Annotated in this window: 17 protein-coding genes, 4 pseudogenes and 1 other annotated feature; of the genes and pseudogenes, 9 read left to right on the forward strand and 12 right to left on the reverse strand. The window is 55.6% G+C overall.

Going from position 1 to position 18,463, the window contains the following annotated elements:
- Window positions 1–474: pseudogene (locus tag NB311A_RS07785) on the forward strand (transposase); the annotation flags it as partial.
- A 226-nt stretch (window positions 475–700) separates the two neighbouring features.
- Here NB311A_RS07785 and NB311A_RS07790 read toward each other — a convergent pair.
- Window positions 701–1,249, reverse strand: a pseudogene (locus NB311A_RS07790) (IS3 family transposase); the annotation flags it as partial.
- A gap of 72 nt (window positions 1,250–1,321) precedes the next feature.
- Between NB311A_RS07790 and NB311A_RS23110 the strand changes: the two are divergent.
- Both NB311A_RS23110 and NB311A_RS23115 read left to right on the forward strand, forming a co-directional pair.
- A complete protein-coding gene (locus NB311A_RS23110; protein WP_009797970.1) occupies window positions 1,322–1,864 on the forward strand; it encodes an IS110 family transposase in 543 nt (180 codons plus the stop codon).
- Window positions 1,765–2,370: an IS110 family transposase gene (locus NB311A_RS23115; protein WP_371256481.1), complete on the forward strand. Its 606-nt coding sequence runs from the start codon at window positions 1,765–1,767 to the stop codon at window positions 2,368–2,370. The genes NB311A_RS23110 and NB311A_RS23115 overlap by 100 nt, the downstream gene beginning before the upstream one ends.
- A gap of 236 nt (window positions 2,371–2,606) precedes the next feature.
- On the opposite strand, the pseudogene NB311A_RS07800 reads toward NB311A_RS23115, so the two are convergent.
- A pseudogene (locus NB311A_RS07800) lies at window positions 2,607–2,868 on the reverse strand (transposase); the annotation flags it as partial.
- A gap of 274 nt (window positions 2,869–3,142) precedes the next feature.
- On the opposite strand from NB311A_RS07800, the gene NB311A_RS07805 reads away from it, so the two are divergent.
- Window positions 3,143–3,481 (forward strand): H-NS family nucleoid-associated regulatory protein, encoded by a 339-nt coding sequence (locus NB311A_RS07805; RefSeq protein WP_040674398.1) that lies wholly within the window; start codon window positions 3,143–3,145, stop codon window positions 3,479–3,481.
- 555 nt (window positions 3,482–4,036) lie between these two features.
- Here NB311A_RS07805 and NB311A_RS07810 read toward each other — a convergent pair.
- From NB311A_RS07810 to NB311A_RS20295, 7 genes are all read right to left on the reverse strand, one after another.
- The gene (locus NB311A_RS07810; protein ID WP_009797974.1) at window positions 4,037–4,978 is read right to left on the reverse strand and encodes an NAD(P)-dependent oxidoreductase; all 942 of its coding nucleotides are present in this window, start codon (window positions 4,976–4,978) and stop codon (window positions 4,037–4,039) included.
- Window positions 4,975–5,541, reverse strand: a complete 567-nt coding sequence (gene rfbC, locus NB311A_RS07815) for a dTDP-4-dehydrorhamnose 3,5-epimerase (RefSeq protein ID WP_040674401.1) — start codon at window positions 5,539–5,541, stop codon at window positions 4,975–4,977. Before rfbC ends, NB311A_RS07810 begins: the two co-directional genes overlap by 4 nt.
- A gap of 12 nt (window positions 5,542–5,553) precedes the next feature.
- Window positions 5,554–6,594 carry an NAD(P)-dependent oxidoreductase gene (locus NB311A_RS07820; RefSeq protein WP_040674403.1) on the reverse strand — a complete coding sequence of 347 codons (1,041 nt, stop codon included), beginning with the start codon at window positions 6,592–6,594 and terminating at the stop codon, window positions 5,554–5,556.
- A gap of 8 nt (window positions 6,595–6,602) precedes the next feature.
- The gene (gene rfbF / locus NB311A_RS07825; protein ID WP_009797977.1) at window positions 6,603–7,373 is read right to left on the reverse strand and encodes a glucose-1-phosphate cytidylyltransferase; all 771 of its coding nucleotides are present in this window, start codon (window positions 7,371–7,373) and stop codon (window positions 6,603–6,605) included.
- Between the two features lie 264 nt (window positions 7,374–7,637).
- Window positions 7,638–8,018: a hypothetical protein gene (locus NB311A_RS19675; protein ID WP_009797978.1), complete on the reverse strand. Its 381-nt coding sequence runs from the start codon at window positions 8,016–8,018 to the stop codon at window positions 7,638–7,640.
- 298 nt (window positions 8,019–8,316) lie between these two features.
- Window positions 8,317–9,309, reverse strand: coding sequence for a glycosyltransferase family 2 protein (locus NB311A_RS07835; protein WP_009797980.1), 993 nt, complete (start codon window positions 9,307–9,309; stop codon window positions 8,317–8,319).
- Window positions 9,310–10,365: 1,056 nt separating this feature from the next.
- Window positions 10,366–11,124 carry an NF038132 family protein gene (locus NB311A_RS20295; RefSeq protein ID WP_083780411.1) on the reverse strand — a complete coding sequence of 253 codons (759 nt, stop codon included), beginning with the start codon at window positions 11,122–11,124 and terminating at the stop codon, window positions 10,366–10,368.
- A gap of 26 nt (window positions 11,125–11,150) precedes the next feature.
- Here NB311A_RS20295 and NB311A_RS20300 point away from each other — a divergent pair.
- A pseudogene (locus NB311A_RS20300) lies at window positions 11,151–11,920 on the forward strand (IS5 family transposase).
- Window positions 11,921–12,517: 597 nt separating this feature from the next.
- On the opposite strand, the gene NB311A_RS07855 reads toward NB311A_RS20300, so the two are convergent.
- Entirely contained in the window at window positions 12,518–12,922 is a 405-nt protein-coding gene (locus NB311A_RS07855; RefSeq protein WP_009797983.1) for a hypothetical protein, read from the reverse strand.
- Window positions 12,923–12,930: 8 nt separating this feature from the next.
- Window positions 12,931–13,527, reverse strand: a complete 597-nt coding sequence (locus NB311A_RS07860) for a hypothetical protein (RefSeq protein ID WP_009797984.1) — start codon at window positions 13,525–13,527, stop codon at window positions 12,931–12,933.
- A 109-nt stretch (window positions 13,528–13,636) separates the two neighbouring features.
- Here NB311A_RS07860 and NB311A_RS07870 point away from each other — a divergent pair.
- Window positions 13,637–14,868 (forward strand): IS3 family transposase gene (locus tag NB311A_RS07870; RefSeq protein WP_086008680.1). Its coding sequence is split into 2 segments (ribosomal slippage): window positions 13,637–13,928 and window positions 13,928–14,868, totalling 1,233 coding nucleotides; the frame shifts between segments, so codons are not numbered across the junction.
- Window positions 13,921–14,037 (forward strand) — a sequence feature (AL1L pseudoknot). It overlaps the preceding gene by 117 nt.
- Before the next feature lie 270 nt (window positions 14,869–15,138).
- On the opposite strand, the gene NB311A_RS07875 is transcribed toward NB311A_RS07870, so the two are convergent.
- Window positions 15,139–15,396, reverse strand: coding sequence for a helix-turn-helix domain-containing protein (locus NB311A_RS07875; protein WP_009797985.1), 258 nt, complete (start codon window positions 15,394–15,396; stop codon window positions 15,139–15,141).
- A 103-nt stretch (window positions 15,397–15,499) separates the two neighbouring features.
- Here NB311A_RS07875 and NB311A_RS07880 point away from each other — a divergent pair, with 103 nt between their 5' ends.
- Genes NB311A_RS07880 through NB311A_RS07890 form a run of 3 tightly spaced genes read left to right on the forward strand, consistent with a single transcriptional unit; the run spans window position 15,500 to window position 18,046 of the window.
- Window positions 15,500–16,315 (forward strand): YqaJ viral recombinase family protein, encoded by an 816-nt coding sequence (locus NB311A_RS07880; RefSeq protein WP_009797986.1) that lies wholly within the window; start codon window positions 15,500–15,502, stop codon window positions 16,313–16,315.
- Complete coding sequence (locus NB311A_RS07885) at window positions 16,299–17,453, forward strand: ERF family protein (RefSeq protein ID WP_009797987.1); 1,155 nt, start codon at window positions 16,299–16,301, stop codon at window positions 17,451–17,453. Before NB311A_RS07880 ends, NB311A_RS07885 begins: the two co-directional genes overlap by 17 nt.
- Window positions 17,450–18,046, forward strand: coding sequence for a hypothetical protein (locus tag NB311A_RS07890; protein WP_009797988.1), 597 nt, complete (start codon window positions 17,450–17,452; stop codon window positions 18,044–18,046). Before NB311A_RS07885 ends, NB311A_RS07890 begins: the two co-directional genes overlap by 4 nt.
- Window positions 18,047–18,463 lie beyond the last annotated feature (417 nt).

The raw sequence follows: 18,463 nt of genomic DNA on the forward strand, positions 1-18,463 counted from the left end.
GCTTCGGCACAGCCAGGATTATCAGCTCCTGCGGCAAATCCCCGGGCATCGGGCCGATCAATGCACTGACGGTCATTGCCGAAGCCGGAGATCTTCGCCGCTTCCACCACCATCGCCAGTTTCTCAAGTTCTGCGGACTGGATCTGTCGACCCAGCGGTCCGGCCAATATCGCGGCCAGACCCGGCTTTCGAAGTTTGGCAATGCCAGGCTGCGCCGCACCCTATGGATTGCCGGGCAGGTTGCCATCCGCCAGCGTGAGAACGGCTTCCGGCACAAGTTCGAACGCTACATCGCTAGAGATCGCGACAATCCCGATCTGCGCCGCAAGGCGATGACCGCTATTACCGCCAAGATGGCGCGCGTCGTGCACGCCGTTGTCAAAAGCGGTTCCGATTACCGGCCCTTCGTCGAGGGGCGGGTGCCAGGTGGAAGAACCTCTGTCAGCTAGGGCCGTGAGGGCATCTGTTCGATGACCCTGTAGATAATGTTCGGGTCTTCCGCCTGGATCAGAAGCTCGTGTTGAGGACGGTGAGGGCCGCCTTCGTGCGGACCCTGTGTTTGCTATGGACGAGACCTTTTCCTTTGCCGGCGGAAGCCGCCTGGTTCGACCTTGCGACTTGACCAGCGTCACGCAGCGAGAGCATGCTGGCGAACGGAGAGACTTTGATCGGCTGCTCCACTTCCTTCCGCTCTTAGGACGTTGTCGGAGACGATCGTGGCGGGCCGGCCGCGCCAGCGGATGATGGCGTCCAGTTCACGCACGACGCGCAGGCCGGAAAGCGATGTATCGGCGATCAGTGCCAGGCACTCCCGCGTATAGTCGTCGACCACGGCGAGCACCCGGAAGCGCCGACCGTCGGTGAAGGTGTCGGAGACGAAGTCGAGGCTCCATCTTGCGTCGGCACGATCGGGCATGAGCATCGGCCTGCGTGTGCCCAAGGCCCGCTTGCGGCCGCCGCGCCAGCGCACCTGCAGCTTCTCCTCCCGGTAGAGGCGCCGCAGCTTCTTCTGGTTCATCACGATACCCTGCCGGTCCAGCATGATGTGGATCCTGCGGTAGCCGAACCGCCGGCGCTCCGCCGCCACGGCCTTCATCTCCTCGCGCAACGGACCGTCGTCCGGACGGATGCTGGTGTAGCGCACCGTTGAACGATCGATGCTTAGAGCCTGGCACGCCCGACGCTGGCTCACCCCATGCACCTCGCAGGCGCGAGCCACCGCTTTCCGCTTCGCATCGGGCGTCACCATTAATGAGATGGCCCGCCCCGGCTCTCCGGCTGCGATGATGCAGCTGGTTGATTCCCAACTGAAGGAGCCAATATGTCCAGAAGCCACTCTGTCGGTGCCGCCGTCTTCGGCATTGATCTCGGCAAGACTCGCTTCGACGTCATGGCAGCCGATGCATCCGGCAAGCCGATACGCCGCGTAAAGCTAACCCGTTATACGATCCTGCCGTTCTTCGAGCAGGCGCCTCGCGCCTTGATCGGGATGGAAACTTGTCCGGGCGCCCAATGGCTGGCGCGCAAATTGGCTGCGATGGGCCACACAGTGCGGATTATCCCAGCGCAGTTCGTGAAGCCTTTCGTCAAATCGAACAAGAACGACGCGCGTGACGCAGAGGCGATTGCCGAAGCGGTGGTCCGTCCGACGATGCGCTTTGTCGAGATCAGGCAGGAAGCGCAAATCGATCTGCAGGCGCTTCATCGGATCCGAGACCGGATCTCCGCAAACAGAATACAGCTTATCTGTCAGATGCGCGCCTTTTGTCTGGATATGGAATCGCGATGCGGCCAGGGGCTGGCGTCTTCAAGCTCGACATGGCGCGCATCCTTGCCGACGAGACCAACGACCTCACACCGATGATGCGCACGATGCTGCGGGAACTCTGGGATGAGTTCGTTGTCGTCGACGCACGGCTCGCCACCGTCAGCCGGCAGGTCGAAGCGATCGCCGATCGCGTCGACGCAGCGCGCCGGCTGATGTCGATCCCCGGGATTGGGCCACTGGGAGCAACGGCCCTGCTTGCCGCAATCGGAGATGGACGGCAGTTCCGCAAGGCGCGTGACCTTGCGGCATGGCTCGGGCTCGTTCCACGCCAAAACTCGACAGGCGGGAGGACCACGCTGCTGGGGATCAGCAAGCGCGGCAACCCGTACCTGCGGCGCCTCATCATCCATGGCGCACGCTCATGCATCGCCCACCTGAACCGTGAGCGCGACCGTATGGGTGAGTGGATCGGCCGGCTCGAACAGCGGATGCATCGCAACAAGGTTGTTGTCGCTTTCGCCAACAAAATCGCTCGGATGGCGTGGGCCGTGCTCACGCGGCCGGGCAATCTTTATGAGCGCGTTGATCCGGCCCAGGCTTGATCATCGCGTTCTCGTCAGGTTGCGGGGTCAAGGAGTGATGTCGGAACAGTCGATCCGCTGGTTGTAAGCCCTGTCAAAAAAACGGGCGTCATGGCCCGTACGATTTATTGGGAACAACCGGCGCGCATCTCATCATGGCCTGGCTGCAACAGCAGCTCACTCGCGAGAGGCCGGATACATTTACGCAAACTGCGCCCGACAGAAATCCAAATCCCTTGCAACGCCGGGGCGGACCATACATTTTTTGAGGTGACATCCTTCAGAATCGCATTGTCGAGCATCTGCTCGGCCAAGAGCTTCTTCAGCCGGGTGTTCTCGTCCTCCAACGCCTTCAGGCGACGAGCGTCGGACACATCCATCCCGCCGAACTTCGCCTTGAATGTAGAAGGTCGCAGCCGAGATGCCATGCTTGCGGCAGACCTCCGCCGTCTTCGCTCCGGCTTCCTGCTCCTTCAGCATCCCGATGATCTGTTCCTCAGTGAACCGCGAGGCTCGCATCGTCCGTCTCCGTGATCGACGGACTCTACCCAATTCTGGAAGAAGTTCAGGGTCTCAGGTCATCTGCCTTCTGAGCTGCCGGACAAGAATGGAGCCTCGGCTCGCGGAAAACACTCAAGAAATCTGAGGAATGTCGAAATAACGCACTATTTGGGGAAGTTTTCCCTCAAGGATTGTGTTAGTTGATTGAGCTAGCTTTGTTTTCCCCCTGCGAAAAGCCTCAGCGTGGTGCCTTTAGTAAAAATCGATGTCGGACCTGTGGACACGAAGCGAGATGAATACAAGTTTGAACCTCGACGCGATGACCGTCGACGAGCTTTGGCAACTACACGAAGAGATCGGGCGAGTTCTGTCGGTTCGACTGACTTCGGAGAAGCGTGAACTCGAGAAGCGACTAGCTCAGCTTCGCGGTGAAAAAGGAGCGAGTCGATCAGGGGCCGAGACCGACGCCGCTAGAGAGCGGCGAAAATATCCACGCGTTGTTGCAAAATACCAAAATCCAAACGAGCCTATGGAGACCTGGTCTGGCCGCGGAAAAGTGCCCCGTTGGTTGGCCGCGGAGCTCAAGAGCGGTCGAAGCATTGACGAATTTGTTATTGCCGATCGAACGTGAAAAATTCCGATAAGACGGAGTGATATGTGGAATGAATATTTTGATGCGATTTGCAATAACGATTGCAATCTTGGTTTCAGTTTACCCTGCCACAACGAACGCGGATCCGAACACGAGCAGACTGCGATTTGCGGATGCCGCCTTAAATGCTTGTTTTGCCAGTTGTGCGAGCGAGAATGCAAGCTGCAAGCGGGTTTGCCCGACCACTTTCAGCGCACCGTGTTTAAGTGCTTGCGATAGCCAAGCGCAAACATGTCGGCTTAGCTGTCAAAATCGATAGAAATCTTTCCAGCTCGGCTAGGAATGAAATTTTCGCTCCCTTAGGTCATGAAGCGGATGAAAAGCACTATAAGTGAGCTGATCGGCTAGCTCGATGAACGAGCTAAGTCGAATGAAGCGCATCGCTCCGAGAATTGTTTCCCAAACGCCTCAACTGTTCGTCGCTTCGCAAAGCGCTAGGGTTGAGAAGCCTTTCATCCCGAGCGATCCATCCGACGTCTGCTCGTCAACGTGACTTGTCGAACCACTCTATATGATAGCGCGTTTAATTCTATCCTATCCAACCATGATTGTATCTTTGGCGTCAATGTAAAAGGCTGCCTCATTATCCCAGGCTACGCGCTCGCTCCAGCCGAAATCCGTTCCATTAAGGCGGTCAGTATTGATTCGGACCATCGGCTCGCCAAACTCGCTTTGATCTAAAAGTACGAGGGGGCAGGCAAGTCCCAGACGCGGCTCCATCTCTGAAGCGAAGCGCCTAGCGAAAGCACCTTGGCTTTCGATATAAAAACTAGGATTCAATTTTGAGACGCTACCCGGCAGCATCACCTGTTCGGTGAAAGCGGCATAGGCTGCAGCCAACAGGTCGACGTGGACGTTGTCACGAACGTAGAGAGGAGTACGTACAGTCGGTACGTCCCCATTGAACCAAGACCTTACCAAATACGTACAAAAACGCGGTTCTTCGAATGGTCCAAATGGATTTGGGATTGTGAATTTTGCTAGTTTAAATCCAAACGTTTCGCTGAGAAAGCGATAGAATTGCCACGTTAGACCCTTCGACAAACCATATGGCGAGAACGCTCGAGTATGTTCACTGCCTACTCCCTCGTCCTGTTCAAAAATAGAGCCAGTTGCTACGACGCCGACGAGACCATGTTTCAACATCGCCTTCAGGACGGCGGGCATGTTATGAGTGTTTTCGGCAACGGCGGCCAAAACATCAAAACCAGAGCTGCGATAATCTCCAGACCTTGCCGCGTGATGGCAAAGGAGGTCGAAGCGTTCCGCGTCAACTAAATCAAGAAACCGCGATGAGCCGAAAGGGCAGTCATCAATTACCTCGGCCACCTTTTTCAATTCATCAACGCGGATACTGCGCAAGCCCGAATATCCGGTTCCTTTGAGCGGCGCAACGACAGCATGTCCCCTCGCATTTAGGCTGCGTGCAAACCACAGGCCCGTGAACGAGCTTCCACCGGTCAGAAGGACTTTCATTTGAGGTTCCGCATCAACTCAACGCCGTGAAATGCCGCATCGAAACTGGGCCAAGCGCGATCTTTGTCTGAAATGTCAACAGGGGTTCGCGGCCACTTGAGAGCAAAGTGGGGGTCGTCAAACCGCAGACCGCGCTCTTGAGCTGGCTCATAAAAAGCACTGACTAGGTAAAAGGCCTCTGTGTTGTCTGCGAGTGTCATAAAGCCATGAGCAAATCCCCGAGGCACGAAAAGCATCAGGCGGTTTTCTTCGCTAAGCTCGATGCCAAACCACCGACTGAAGGTCGGTGAATCGGGACGCAAATCAACGATAATGTCGTAGAGCGCGCCGCTGATACAGCGTACTATTTTTATCTCAGCAGCCGGTGGCAGCTGATAGTGCATGCCCCGTAATGTTCCTGCTTTAGCGCTAAGTGAGTTGTTGATTTGAACCACTGAACATGGAATGCCGGCTTCTTGGAATTCTCTTTGACAAAAAAAGCGAGCAAAGAAGCCGCGGTCATCGCCACGCTTTTCCAGTTCAATCGTGTAGGCTCCAGGGAGTGGCGTAGGATGGAACTTCATACCGAGAGTGCCTTATTGCCAGTGGAGGTCCCGCGACAGGCGGCCATGCGCGATGTGCGCGTTCAAGGTTTTGAGTCGCATCAGGGATGATTCACGAAACTCTCGATCCGAAAACTGCATCTCCGTTAGTCCGGTATGAAGGTTTTTCACCGACTGCAGAAGGGAAACCACAGGCTGGCTGGCAGGGGCGAGTTCGGCAAAGAGTGAAAAATCGACTTGATAGGAGCGGAGGTCGGGCGGCGCTGCAGCATTGATGCTGACCCGGGTGCCGGGTAGTTCAGTCGCAACCGCTCGTGCCAAGTCGCTGACCTGATAATTCCCAGCGTTCGTCCCGGCGTTGACGACGAGGACTTGACCGCCTTTGTCGTTGTCACGCTTAATCGCCCATTCAATTGCGCTCGCCATATCGGATACGTCGATCAGCGGTCGCCAGGGCGTCCCGTCGCTGAGCACGGTGATCTCGCGAGTTGCCACCGCACTTGCCACAAAGTCGTTGAGAACGAGATCGAGCCTAAGTCGGTCCGACATTCCACAAGCGGTCGCAAATCTCAAACAGGTAACCGTCATGGCGCCTGCGTTGATACGAAGTGCGTTTTCCATGGCGACCTTGGAACGTGCATAAGCGGTAAGCGGGTTAAGTGAATCATTTTCGCGCTTAGGTCGGCCCTCCGCTGCGCCATAGATACTGCAGCTGGATGCGAACACAAAGCGAGCGACGCCACGTTGTTCGGCCATCTGAGCGAGGGCAACGCTCGCCTTCTCATTGATAGCCTCTGTGACTTCTTCAAACTCTTTACCCATCGGGTCATTGGAAATTGCCGCCAGATGGACAATGACGTCAACGCCATCGAGCAAATCCGGAGGGAAGTTGCGAATATCCCCGAAATGTACGCGGTCCAACAAGGACTCAGGTAATTTAGTCGCGGCTGTCAAGTTATGGGCAAAGAATGCGGTGTCGAAACCGATCAATTCGGCATTTGGAAAAGTCTTACGAAGACGATGGATGAGGAGAGGGCCGACATAACCCATCGAACCGGTAATAAGAACACGCATAGGATTTGTTACCACTTTTTCCAGGGAGCCTTGTCGGTTGCCCATAATTCTTCCAAATACCGTCTGTCTCGCAACGTATCCATCGCATGCCAGAAGCCATCGTGCAAAAATACGCTGAGCTGATTTGCTGCCGCGAGGCCGATCATCGGCTCCTTTTCCCAAACCGTCGTATCGCCTTCGATATATTCTCCGACCTTGGGCGAAAGAACAAAAAATCCGCCATTGATCCAGCCACCGTCGCCGCGCGGTTTCTCTTGGAAGCCAGTAACGCGGCTGCCCTCATGATTGATGGCACCAAACCGGCCATCCGGCTGCGTACCCGTCACTGTGGCAAGACGGCCTTCGCGACGGTGGAAGGCGATACTTTCTGTGATATCGACATCGGACACCCCGTCGCCGTAAGTTAGGCAAAAGGTATCGTCATCACCCAGATAAGGCAAAATCCGCTTGATACGGCCGCCGATCATCGTCTCGTCGCCGGTATCAATGAGCGTCACCCTCCACGGCTCAACATGTTTCTGAAGAACCTCCATCCTGTTTTCACGGAGGTCAAATGTGACATTGGATTGATGCAAGAAGTAATTCGAGAAATATTCTTTAATTACATAACCTTTATAACCGAGGCAGACGATGAAGTCGTTGATGCCGTGGCTGCTGTAGATCTTCATGATGTGCCACAGGATGGGCTTGCCGCCGATTTCAATCATCGGTTTGGGACGGACGTCAGTTTCCTCGGCGAAACGTGTTCCAAGGCCGCCTGCCAACAGTACCGCGCGCATTTATTTGCCATTCAATAAATAATGATGAGAAGATCGCGGTTTATTACATCAAACGGCGGTGGAGAGCGATGCCTCACCTACCGATCTTTTATGAACTTGTTTAATCGATTATCCCGGGAACTGACAGCCTCTCGACCTTTGGGGTAATCACATCGAAACTGGTTTCTCGAGCTCGGCAATGGCGGACCTGTGCCGGCATTATCGCTATCGGTGAGGAAAGGTCGGATTTGGTTGCGGAGTCCACAAAATCTAGGGGAGATTCCTTCACCTAAGCTTGTCGATTGCCTTAACTAAAGCCACGCCGGCGCCTCCGCCTGCAATCTTCTCTAAGGCGTCGACTAAAGTTCCGTGACGATCAGGTGTGAGTGTTTGTGCTAATTCCAGAAGAGCCGCCCCACCAAGGACGATGCAACCGACCAGCAAAGGGCGTTTGGGATAAGCCAAGGAAAAAACGACGCCGAGAAATCCGAATGCGATGATATGCACGAAATGACCGTAGGTCTGCATGTCCGGGTGCATTACGAACGGCGCCACCTTGAAGTAGATCGAATAAATCAAGCCAACATGTACCAGCGTTGCATACGCGACCGCGAGCACCGCGATCCATGCCACGACAAGAGCAAACGAAGTCGCGCGCGGTTTCATTTAATATTGAAATGTCCGTCGTCTACTTCAATCAGTTCAGTGCGGGAAAAGACTGACCTGACTACCAATGATGCACCTTGTGCGGTTGAACGAAGCTGATAACCATCAAAAGATTGCCGAACGTCGAATCAAGGTATCGGCGGGTACATGCTTTGATCGCGACCTTGGTTTGCATTCGTCCATGAATCCGGTCAAGTCTTTGTTTGCGAGCACCTCTAATTGATGACCGTTGAGTGTAATTACTGCCGCTAAGTTAGGTTCCTAAATTGCTGCCTTCGCGTCATCGGCTTAAGGGTACTCAGTTTGAACGCGCAGACAGCAAAGGATTGTCGACGTCGGTCACCCTAAACCCCTTAAAAAATACGCTGTGTCGGATTGAATCCGAAAGGTGCTTCGGAGGCGTAGTGTCCTCCTTGCGGGTGAGCAAAATCCGTAACCGCCAAAGCGACAGTCCTGCTATCCTGCAGATGTCAACCAAAGCAGCGTAGAGCGGACCGTGGTTCTTCAGAAAGTAACGCCTTCGTGCTTCCAATAGATAAGGCGGCAACCGCTTTAGTCTGCGGTTCACACCCGTTGATTGGCTGACGAGATGCACGACCCGGCTCGCGGGAACGTACCAAGTTGGCCATCCGCGCTTTCCGGCATTGAAGCAATAATCGATGTCGTCGAAATATGTATAATATCCCTCGTCGAGCAACCCAGTTATTTGCATCGCTTCGCGACGGATGATCATGCTGGCGCCCGAAACCCAGTCGGTTGCGAACGGTTGATTTTCCACGGGGGGTGCTACAACCCAGCGGCTCAACAGTTTGCTCACTAGCCCAAGTTTCACACAGCTCTCGAATTCCCCGAACGGCGACTGAAAGCGAAATGCAGATCGTTGAGGCGTGCCGTCGGGATTCTCGAGGCGGCTGCCCGCGATGCCGACCTTTGGATTGTTATCCATGAAGTCGATGAGTTCTTTGAATGCGTTAGGCCGCACGATCGTGTCGGAATTGAGCAGCAGGATGTAATCTGGCGCGTCAGCTGAATTCATTGCTGGCCTCAGGATCGCGTTATTGCCGCCGGTAAAGCCAAGATTGATTTCGAGGGTTTTCAGGGTGCACCACGATGCCCAGCCATGTTCAGCTATCGTGCTTTGAATTCGGTCTGCGGAGTCGTCTCCGGTTCCATTCTCGCAGATAGCCACCTGAGTATTTGGCACCCGTTCGATTTCCTTGGCCACCGAATGCAGGCAATCGATGGCTAGGTTGGTAATGCGATAGTTGACAATCACAACGAGTAATTTCACAGGAGCAAACCTGACGTGGTCTGAGACAATCGTAACAAATAGCCTTTGTGCGCAGAAAAGAAAAGACCGCCCAAGGCCGGCCCTAATCTGCAAATTTGGTCCGAATGGTATGCGGAACGCACCGCGAAGCCATGCAGGTCACGTGAGAGCTTCCGGACCTTACGTCGCATTTTTGCAACAAGGTCGTCATTGCCCTGCTCAGCAGCACGAATCATCGTCGAATGCATGGATTTCGCCAAGGCGCCGAACGCATTCGCGAAATTCTAAATCGCCATTAAGAAGTGACGTCGGAAACTTTAAAACCAGTCAGATTTCTCGACCTGGATTGAGAACCACGCGAACATTCCAACTCATTTGCCGCTGACTCTGCCTAATGCAAAATCGACCATCCATCACGGGAACACGCAGTACCCCCGAGGCCCTCCCGCTACAGCATTGCTGAAGGCTGTCGGGATAACCCGGCTGATAGATATAAAATCGCGCGTAATAAGGATTCATCGACACGATCAGGTCGATATACTTCAGCCCAAGGGGGATCTTATCGCGAAGATCCATCAACCGATCTCCGGAACCGCAGGCTAAGGCTGCTACCAGTATGAGCATTTTCATATTGCTAGCACTGATTTGACCTCGAAAACAAAGCCGGTGCAATCCCCGATTAGAGCGGCTTGCGTTGACATCCCGTGTGATTCAAAAGTTTGACGCCCTATGCGACCTTTCCTAAGAGCGTGATTGCCTGCGGACACGGTCGTTCTTGTGAGTGGGCCGATGTGTCCATCACCACGATGCGCTTAACGTCGGTGCATCGTTCCAAATAGACATGGATGATTTCGCCATTATCGGCTCGATGACGCGGTAATGGCGCAGCGCAAGGGGGAAGAAAGCGCTGATTTCCTAGACGCGCAGTGCTTGCCGAACAGGGGCTGGTCGCGCGGCGGCGGCTGCCACGCAACCGCACCATAACTACATCGCTCTTGAACCAAACGCATCACGTACTACGAACAAATAAGAGACCGCCCGGGGGCGGTCTCTCTCTGCATTCTTGACTGCCGAAGATCAGGCTTCAGTGAATGCTGCAACCTGCTTTCGGCGGCGGTAGGTGAGGAAGCCGACGCCTGCAAACCCCAGGATCATCATTGCCCAGGTTGAGGGTTCCGGCACTCCGGTGACTGGGGTTCCGTCAACGGTTACGCCCGCAAAGGCTAACCCTGAGTCAAATTGAAAATCATCCCAGTTCGTCACGCCAAACGTAAGAGCATAAGTTCCGGCAACTTGGATGGTATAGGTTGACTGCACCCAACCCGTATATCCGCATCCAGCATCGTAGCAACTGCCTGAGGAGCCCCCCAGCGGTGACCAGACTGGTCCACCAGGAATGATGGCCGTTGAAGCAGGCGTTAAAATCACGCCAGGATCATTCGGCGGCAACCCGAACCCGGGACTCGTATCGCCTGAGGTCGTAGTTCTTGCGGTAAATAGCGTGATGGCGCTAGCGCTGGTTGGCAGCAACTGCGCAAAAGTGTAATCGGCGAACCCTGCTCCATCCGACGTTACGTAGTTAAAATAGAAATTGAGTACAGAACCGGCATTTGCGGTGAATACCGAGGTGGTGAATTGAGAGCCGTTCGTTCCTCCGACGCTGGCCAATTGGCCTGCGCCCGTAACGCCCCCAGCGGTGCTAATGTATTGATATGATCCACCCAGGGGGGACGCACTCACTACGCCGGTCGCACCAAGTGTGCCGCATGTCCCGACACAAACATCGGCTAGGTCACGAACCCATAAATGGGATTCCGTTTGGACGGGAGGCGTGATTCAATCTCCGGAGGGAGGAGGATTGAATGGCTCGTTTTGATCTGACGGATTTCGAGTGGTCTGTGATTCAGCCGCTTTTGCCGAACAAATCGCGCGGCGTTGCACGGGTGGATGACCGGCGGGTGCTGAACGGGATCTTCTGGCGGCTGCGTACCGGTGCGCCGTGGGCGGATATTCCGGCGCGCTACGGCCCGCATACGACCTGCGTGAACCGCTTCAACCGGTGGCGCAAGGCAGGCGTTTGGGATCGTATTCTGTCGGCGGTTTCAAAGGCTTATGATGGCGACATCCAGATGATCGACTCCTCGTCGATCCGCGTGCATCAGCATGCGGCCAACGGTCAAAAAAACAGACCAGATCCCGTTGCATGGGTCGCTCGCGCGGCGGGCTGACAACCAAGATCCACGCGCTGGTGGATGCCTGCGGCCTGCCGATCTGCCTCAAGATCACCGAAGGCCAGGCCCATGACGGGCGCAGTGCGCAGGACATGATCGACACCGTCGAGCGCGGCGACGTGCTGCTGGCCGATCGAGCCTATGATTCCAACGCCCTGCGCCAGACCCTGGCCGCGCGCGGCGCGACGGCCAATGTGAAGCCGATGCCAAATCGCGTCGTCGCCCTGCGCTTCAACAGGCAGCTCTATCGCAAGCGCAACCTGGTCGAACGGTTCTTCAACAAAATCAAGCATTATCGAGCCGTCGCCACCCGCTACGACAAACGTGACGACAACTTCCTCGCTGCCATCAAGCTCGCCTCAATCCGCATCTGGTTGCGATTTAATGAGTCGATGACCTAGCGCTGCTGGCGCGAGCGCCATGCTTAATCCGAGCCCAAGTAAAGCTCTTATCGAAATGCGATTTAATTTCATGCCAGTAGCCCCTTTATTATTAATTACCTCTTTTCGAACACATTTCATAAAGAGTCAACCATCCTGACAGATTGTTAAAAGGTCCGGGAGCCTGCACGCGTCGCCTGAATAACCTTCGCTGTTAAATAGGAAAGGGAGACGGTCCCTCGCGTTGCCCGAAACATCCTGGAAACAACAGCGGCCAGACCGTGGCCTGGATTGGCGAACAATCTCTTTTCGAGCTCGATGTTTTCAGCTCCACCAAAAACAACGAAGCACCGTGAAATGCCCGATTATTCTCAATAAATCTGAGCGCCAGCTGACGAAACATCCCTCCTCAATGGCGACGACATGCGGCGTGTGTCGGCGCGAGGGTCTCGGCCAAAAGGTCCCTTGTTCGACTCCACGAGATTAATGGGGTCGCAGGGCCAAATGATCGGGCAATCCCGAACTAGCAAACGCCTTCAGCCTCAACCTCAGTTGGCAGTGACGAAACGCGCCTTCGGGAGAATCGAAAAAATTGGGTTCGTTTTGGCAAAAAATCGCTCAACGGTCATTGGATGCAAGCTTGCGGAATGCCCGTCGTCTGCTTGTATGGGCGAGGCGCTCGTAACGGTCTAACGCCATCAACCGTTTCCAGTCTGATGCGTCAGTCGAGGATAAATCGATCGCCGCCATCATGCGAGCGCGGACCGAACGGATTCGCATCAGCTCCCATTGAGCGGAAGCCAATGCTGTCGCGGCCAAGCGTTGCCCCTCATCGCCGTTATCTACCACCAAAGTTTGTGCGAGGTTCTCGATTTCAGGTGGGAGCGCATCGCGTTTCAGTGGGCCTGAGAGTCCATGTCGCAACGCGCTGCGACTCGATATCGATTTGCCCAAAGCGGTTTTTGGGCCGGTGCTGCGTTTTGCATTGGCGCGGTTGGCGGCGATCTGTTTCTCGCTGGCCATCGGAATGTCTAGCTCGCCTTTGCTGGTAGGGTTGGCTTTGGTTCACTGCGTGCGTAGCCGTTGGTTTTGCTTTTCTTGCTCTTTCGCTGAAGTTTTTCGGCGCGACGTTGTTCGCGGGCAATCTCCTTCAAGATCGTTCGACGCAACGTATCACGGGCTGCGATGCCGCGGTTCAACGCGTCGAACGAACGGCCGTTGGAGACAACCGCTCGCGCTTCAATCTGATCGTCAGTGATTCCATATCCGCCCACGATCTCAGCCGCGGAGGCCTGTTTCTTCCTGTCGCTGCTGCAATAGTTCTTTGCTAGGTTGCGCGCTTGTTCATGATCGAGGCCCACGAACGGCAGTATCAAATGCTGTACGGCGCGAACCCGCTCGCCGTCAACCAGGCCTACCAAATGACGCCTGAAGCGCTGGCTTTCCCAGATGCCATTGGCGATGTCCATCACTCTCATTTCGTCCAGGATGTTCTGAGGCTTGATGTGATTTTCGATCTCGCATTTGAGGCGTCGAAACAGTGTGACGTCTTCGCGTTTTAATAGTGCGGGTTCGCCTACAAGGTCCATCAATTGCCGGCGTGAACTGTCGTCCTCCTGATCGGTCATCGCTGCGTCCTCTGAGTGAAAAGAATCACTCGTTGCAGCTGGGGCTGTGGCGGGCCAACTGAACCGCCCCGGGTTTGCCGGAGGCTCCAACTCCTGAGAGGATGGAGCCATGACAAGCAAGACGACGAACAAGTTTTCACCGGAGGTTCGGGCCCGAGCGGTTCGAATGGTTTTGGATCACGGCAGCGAGTATCCGTCCCGCTGGGCTGCGATTGAGGCGATAGCCCCCAAGATTGGCTGTTCCGGCCATACCCTGCTGGAATGGGTGAAGAAGGCGGAGATCGACAGCGGCAAGCGAGCAGGCGTCCCAACGGACGTGGCGGAGAAGCTGAAGGCGCTTGAGCGTGAGAACCGCGAGCTTCGGCAAGCCAATGAGATTCTGCGCAAGGCAAGCGCTTATTTTGCGACGGCGGAGCTCGACCGCCGGTCCAAGCCATGATCGCCTTCATCGACGATCATCGCGCGGCGCATGGGGTCGAGCCGATCTGCAAGGTTCTGTCGATCGCCCCCTCGACCTATCATGCCCATGTCGCCAAACGGCGTGATCCCGCCAAGCTGTCGGCGCGCGCCAGGCAGGATGTCATCCTGAAGATCGAGGTCCGGCGCGTCTTCGATGAGAACTTCCGCGTCTATGGCGTGCGCAAGATCTGGCGGCAACTCAAGCGCGAAGGCTTCGATATCGCCCGTTGTACGGTGTCACGATTGATGCGGACCATGGGCTTGCACGGTGTTATCCGCGGCAAGTCGGTCAGGACCACGATCGGCGACAAGGCGGCGCCATGCCCGCTGGATCACGTCAACCGCCAGTTCAAGGCGTCGAGGCCGAATGCGCTTTGGCTCTCCGACTTCACCTATGTTGCCACCTGGACCGGCTTCATCTATGTCGCCTTCGTCATCGACGCCTATGCCCGCAGGATCGTCGGCTGGCGGGCATCACGTTCGGCGCACGCCGGCTTCGTGCTCGATGCGCTGGAGCAAGCCCTGCACGATCGACGGCCGGTCCATCGCGGCGGGCTCGTACACCACAGCGACAGAGGAAGTCAGTACGTATCCATCAAGTACACCGAGCGCCTGGCTGAAGCTGGCATCGAGCCGTCTGTCGGCAGTGTCGGCGATTCCTACGATAATGCTCTCGCCGAAACCATCAACGGCCTCTACAAAGCTGAGGTGATCCACCGACGCGGACCGTGGCGTAGCTTCGAGGCCGTCGAGTTCGCAACGCTGGAATGGGTCGATTGGTTCAACAACCGACGGCTCTTGGAGCCCATCGGAAACATCCCGCCCGCCGAAGCCGAGCAACGCTACTACGCCATGCTGGAACAATCGGCCATGGCGGCATAACTTAAACCAAACGGCCTCCGGCAAACCCGGGGCGGTTCAAACATCAAGGCGCGAACTCATCACTGCGACCAAAATCGGTTGGAAGAGTTAATTCGCACAGCCCGGCTTCAGGACGGGGTGTAGTGCGGTTAAAGCACTGAGTGCGGCAGCTATAACGCGAGATCAACTGCCCTGGTGAACCTCGGGCACGCTCAAGATCGCGGCACAGTCTGCGAGTTTCAAGCAACTCACGAAAAGTCGGTAGCGCGCCTCCACAAGCGCCGATATCGCCTATCCGTTCGGCTTCTTGGCCAGCGAAGCTGAAGGCTTCTTGAGACGTACACCTTCGCCGCCACCATTCGCTTCGATGAAATCAACTCCGGCAAGGTCGAAGGCATTTCGGACAACTGCCAGCGTCGAGCGACGCGGCTTCTTGTCTCCTTCCAGCTGTCGGATTGTGACGATACCTACCCCCGCGCGAACGGCCAAAACCTGCTGGCTCCAATCGAGGAGCCCCCGCGCCGCCCTGCATTGTGCCGCACTGATCATAACGAATCACGAGATTTTCAACCATAGTGGCGGAAAACGATTGACTTGTCGAAAGTATCTATTATAGATATATATGACTATTTTCGACGTTTAGGAGACTGTAATGCGTACGCCGTTGCTCAAATCAAGAATTGGCTTCATCGGCGGTTCTGATGCTCGAATCATCATGGGCGATGACGAGAGGAAATTGATCCAGCTCTGGAGAGAAAAACGCGGAGAGGCGGGACCGGAAGACCTCTCTGACAACCTTATCGTTCAGCTGGGCAACGCCACGGAAGACCTCAATAGACGGTGGTACGAGCGAAACACCGGTAGCTCTGTCAAAGATTCACAGAAGCGAGTTCAGCACCCCGTTCACAAATGGATGGCGGCAACGCTCGACGGATTGGTCCAACCCTCCGGTGCCGTCTTCGAAGCCAAATTCATGCTACCTTGGACATTTTCGGAAGTGGCTGCTGCTGAGAAACATACGGCTCAACTGCAACATAATATGTGGGTCGCGAATGCCAGTTCGGCGGTGCTCTCAATCATCACCGGAGGCGGTAAGTGGGTCGAGCTCCAGATTCACGCCGACCCGCTGTATCAGCACCTCTTGCTAACAGCCGAGCGAAAATTCTGGCGCTGTGTCCAAAGTGGCGAAGCGCCCCGGTTGTTTGGGGTTGAACCTCCAAGGCCACGTCTTGAAGCAGTCCGAGTCGTCGACATGAGCGGCTCTAACGCTTGGGCGGATTTCGCAGCGACCTTCTGCAGGACGCATTCAGCATATCAAGAGCATGAAGCCGCCAAGGCCGATCTCAAGAAACTCGTCCCGGAGGACGCCAGGGAGGCAATGGGCCACGGTCTGCGCGCCAGGCGGTCAAAGTCCGGCGCCATCAGTTTTGATTTACTGGAGGAGGCAGCCGATGCACCGTTGCAGTGACTCGATTGGCGCCATCGCAGCAGCCCTCGCAAAAGCTCAGGGAGAGCTTACAAACCCAGAAAAATCTCTGATCGCCACAATCCGCTCGCCGTTTCCACGGGAGGGCGACCGCACCTTTCGCTATGCCTCGCTCGCAAGCGGGCTGGACATCGTGCGGAAAGCGCTTGGCCAGAATGAAATCGCCACTGTTCAGACGACAGGGATCGACCAGGCCAGCGGTCAGATACGGCTGAATACTTTACTAGCCCATGCTTCCGGAGAATGGATCGCATCGGACTGGCCAGTCTGCCCGTCTCATGAAGCCGCTAATCCACACCGGATGGGGGCCGCGTTAAGCTATGCCCGCCGCTATGCTCTCTTTGCCCTTGTTGGCATTGCTGGCGAAGACGACCTCGATGCTCCCGATTTGTTCGTCGGCTCCCCTCCAGCAATCACCCCTGGAGAGGATACACCGGCGCTACCCACCAGACACAACGGGGCTCGAAGATCAAAGCCGGTACTCAACACCTCGGCGTCAGCAGCACTGCGCGATCAGCTCGTTACCGAAATCAACGGGCTTAACGATGCCGACCAGCTGGCGCTATGGGCACACCGCCGGCTGGCAGCCAAAAACACTCTGACAACCGAAGATGCCGCAATCGTTGAAAATGCCTACGTCGCCGTTCTCAATTCCCATGCACCCGATCATCTTACGGGACTCGAGCCAGCCAAAGCAACGGCGACCTCCGAAGATGTCGGGGCGGTCGTACCGAACTCGTCCACGCCCTTGATGGTCCGCGCAAATAGCCAACCGGTTAAACCGCTACTCAAGACAGTCAGGCAGCGCAGCAAACGACATCTTCGGTTTGTCGCTTCTCAGCCTTGCCTGATCTGCAAGGGCTCACCGTGTGATGCTCATCATCTGAAGTTCGCGCAAGCCCGATCGCTTAGCATGAAGGTCAGTGATGAATTTACTGTCCCCTTATGTCGGAGTCACCACCAAGAACTGCACCGTCACGGCAACGAAGCAGCATGGTGGGCTAACGGTCAAATCGCACCGCTCGAAGTTGCAAAGCGACTTTGGGAGACAACGTCATCCGATCACGCGTCGTCTGATCACTTTCGTGGTGGAGCCAATCAGCGCGAGGCGGTGAAATGAAAGATTTACTACCGCTGTCTGTGCCTGAAGATTTAAAGATATTCGAGGAGGCAACCTGTCTTTTACCTGGAGAGAACCGACAGCAGTTCGAAATCATCAAAAAAATGATCATCAATGATATTCGACCAAAAACCAATCTCGAATGGCTATGGGTGTTGGATCTGGTGGAATTATCGTGGGAGATCTTACGGTACCGTCGGATGAGGGAAAAGATCCTCGAGATCCACCGCGTTGATGCGATCGCCTCAATCTTGCAGCAATTGGATGGGGTCGGTATGCCGTCGCAAAGCCAAGCATTCGTTCAGTCATGCAGCCGCCGTAGTTCAATGGAGTGGCGTGAAGATCCAACTGCCGCTTCAGAGATTGAAGCGAGACTGGTCGCGGGCGGATTTGACACGGCAGCCGTCAATGCAGAGGTCTTCCTCCTCGCACAATCATCGTTTGGCCTTTTCGACCGATTAATGCAGTCGGCACAAAGCCGTCGGATAAGTTTGTTCCGCGAGATAACGGGGCATCGTGTCCTGGATAGCCGTAACAATCCGGCCAACTCAGTAATTTCCCGATTGCCTTCGCCGCCGATCAGTCGACGATGACGGCATTGCCGCAGGTCTCGGCCGGCTGGCTTGAGCAAAAGGACCGGATCAAGTGCGTTTCTGCGCGAGCCATCGTGACCGTGACATTCGGAGGCGCAACGACGCCACTCTCTTCATGAGCTCAGGGATTGCGGGATTATTCCATAAATGTGATTCTCATGCCGCAACAGTTGAATTGTCGTCCCGCGACGCACTCCACTTCCAACCCCGGCTTTGCAATTTTTGTACGGTGATCCGCCATTTTACGACATGGTCAAGCGCGGCCGTGCGCGGCTTTGCCATGCGGATTGTTGCGAACCATTATTTGTTGGGAACTTCGCCAGCTGCTTCGATCACTGGTCATCCGCCGCGAAGATCAAGCCACCTTCTTTTGATTCCAATCGGAAGGCATGAGCTTAAAGAGCTTGGGGAGAAGAA

The organism is Nitrobacter sp. Nb-311A, from assembly GCF_000152905.1.
In the GTDB taxonomy this organism is placed as follows: domain Bacteria; phylum Pseudomonadota; class Alphaproteobacteria; order Rhizobiales; family Xanthobacteraceae; genus Nitrobacter.

Coding starts and splice junctions, on each gene's coding strand:
- NB311A_RS19675 (WP_009797978.1), bottom strand. CDS start 8,018: ATGAAACCGCGCGCGACTTCGTTTGCTCTTGTCGTGGCATGGATCGCG.
- NB311A_RS07805 (WP_040674398.1), top strand. CDS start 3,143: ATGAATACAAGTTTGAACCTCGACGCGATGACCGTCGACGAGCTTTGG.
- rfbC (WP_040674401.1), bottom strand. CDS start 5,541: ATGAAGTTCCATCCTACGCCACTCCCTGGAGCCTACACGATTGAACTG.
- NB311A_RS07885 (WP_009797987.1), top strand. CDS start 16,299: ATGCACCGTTGCAGTGACTCGATTGGCGCCATCGCAGCAGCCCTCGCA.
- NB311A_RS07860 (WP_009797984.1), bottom strand. CDS start 13,527: ATGACCGATCAGGAGGACGACAGTTCACGCCGGCAATTGATGGACCTT.
- NB311A_RS07810 (WP_009797974.1), bottom strand. CDS start 4,978: ATGAAAGTCCTTCTGACCGGTGGAAGCTCGTTCACGGGCCTGTGGTTT.
- NB311A_RS07875 (WP_009797985.1), bottom strand. CDS start 15,396: ATGATCAGTGCGGCACAATGCAGGGCGGCGCGGGGGCTCCTCGATTGG.
- NB311A_RS07880 (WP_009797986.1), top strand. CDS start 15,500: ATGCGTACGCCGTTGCTCAAATCAAGAATTGGCTTCATCGGCGGTTCT.
- rfbF (WP_009797977.1), bottom strand. CDS start 7,373: ATGCGCGCGGTACTGTTGGCAGGCGGCCTTGGAACACGTTTCGCCGAG.
- NB311A_RS07890 (WP_009797988.1), top strand. CDS start 17,450: ATGAAAGATTTACTACCGCTGTCTGTGCCTGAAGATTTAAAGATATTC.
- NB311A_RS07820 (WP_040674403.1), bottom strand. CDS start 6,594: ATGCGTGTTCTTATTACCGGTTCGATGGGTTATGTCGGCCCTCTCCTC.
- NB311A_RS07855 (WP_009797983.1), bottom strand. CDS start 12,922: ATGGCCAGCGAGAAACAGATCGCCGCCAACCGCGCCAATGCAAAACGC.
- NB311A_RS23110 (WP_009797970.1), top strand. CDS start 1,322: ATGTCCAGAAGCCACTCTGTCGGTGCCGCCGTCTTCGGCATTGATCTC.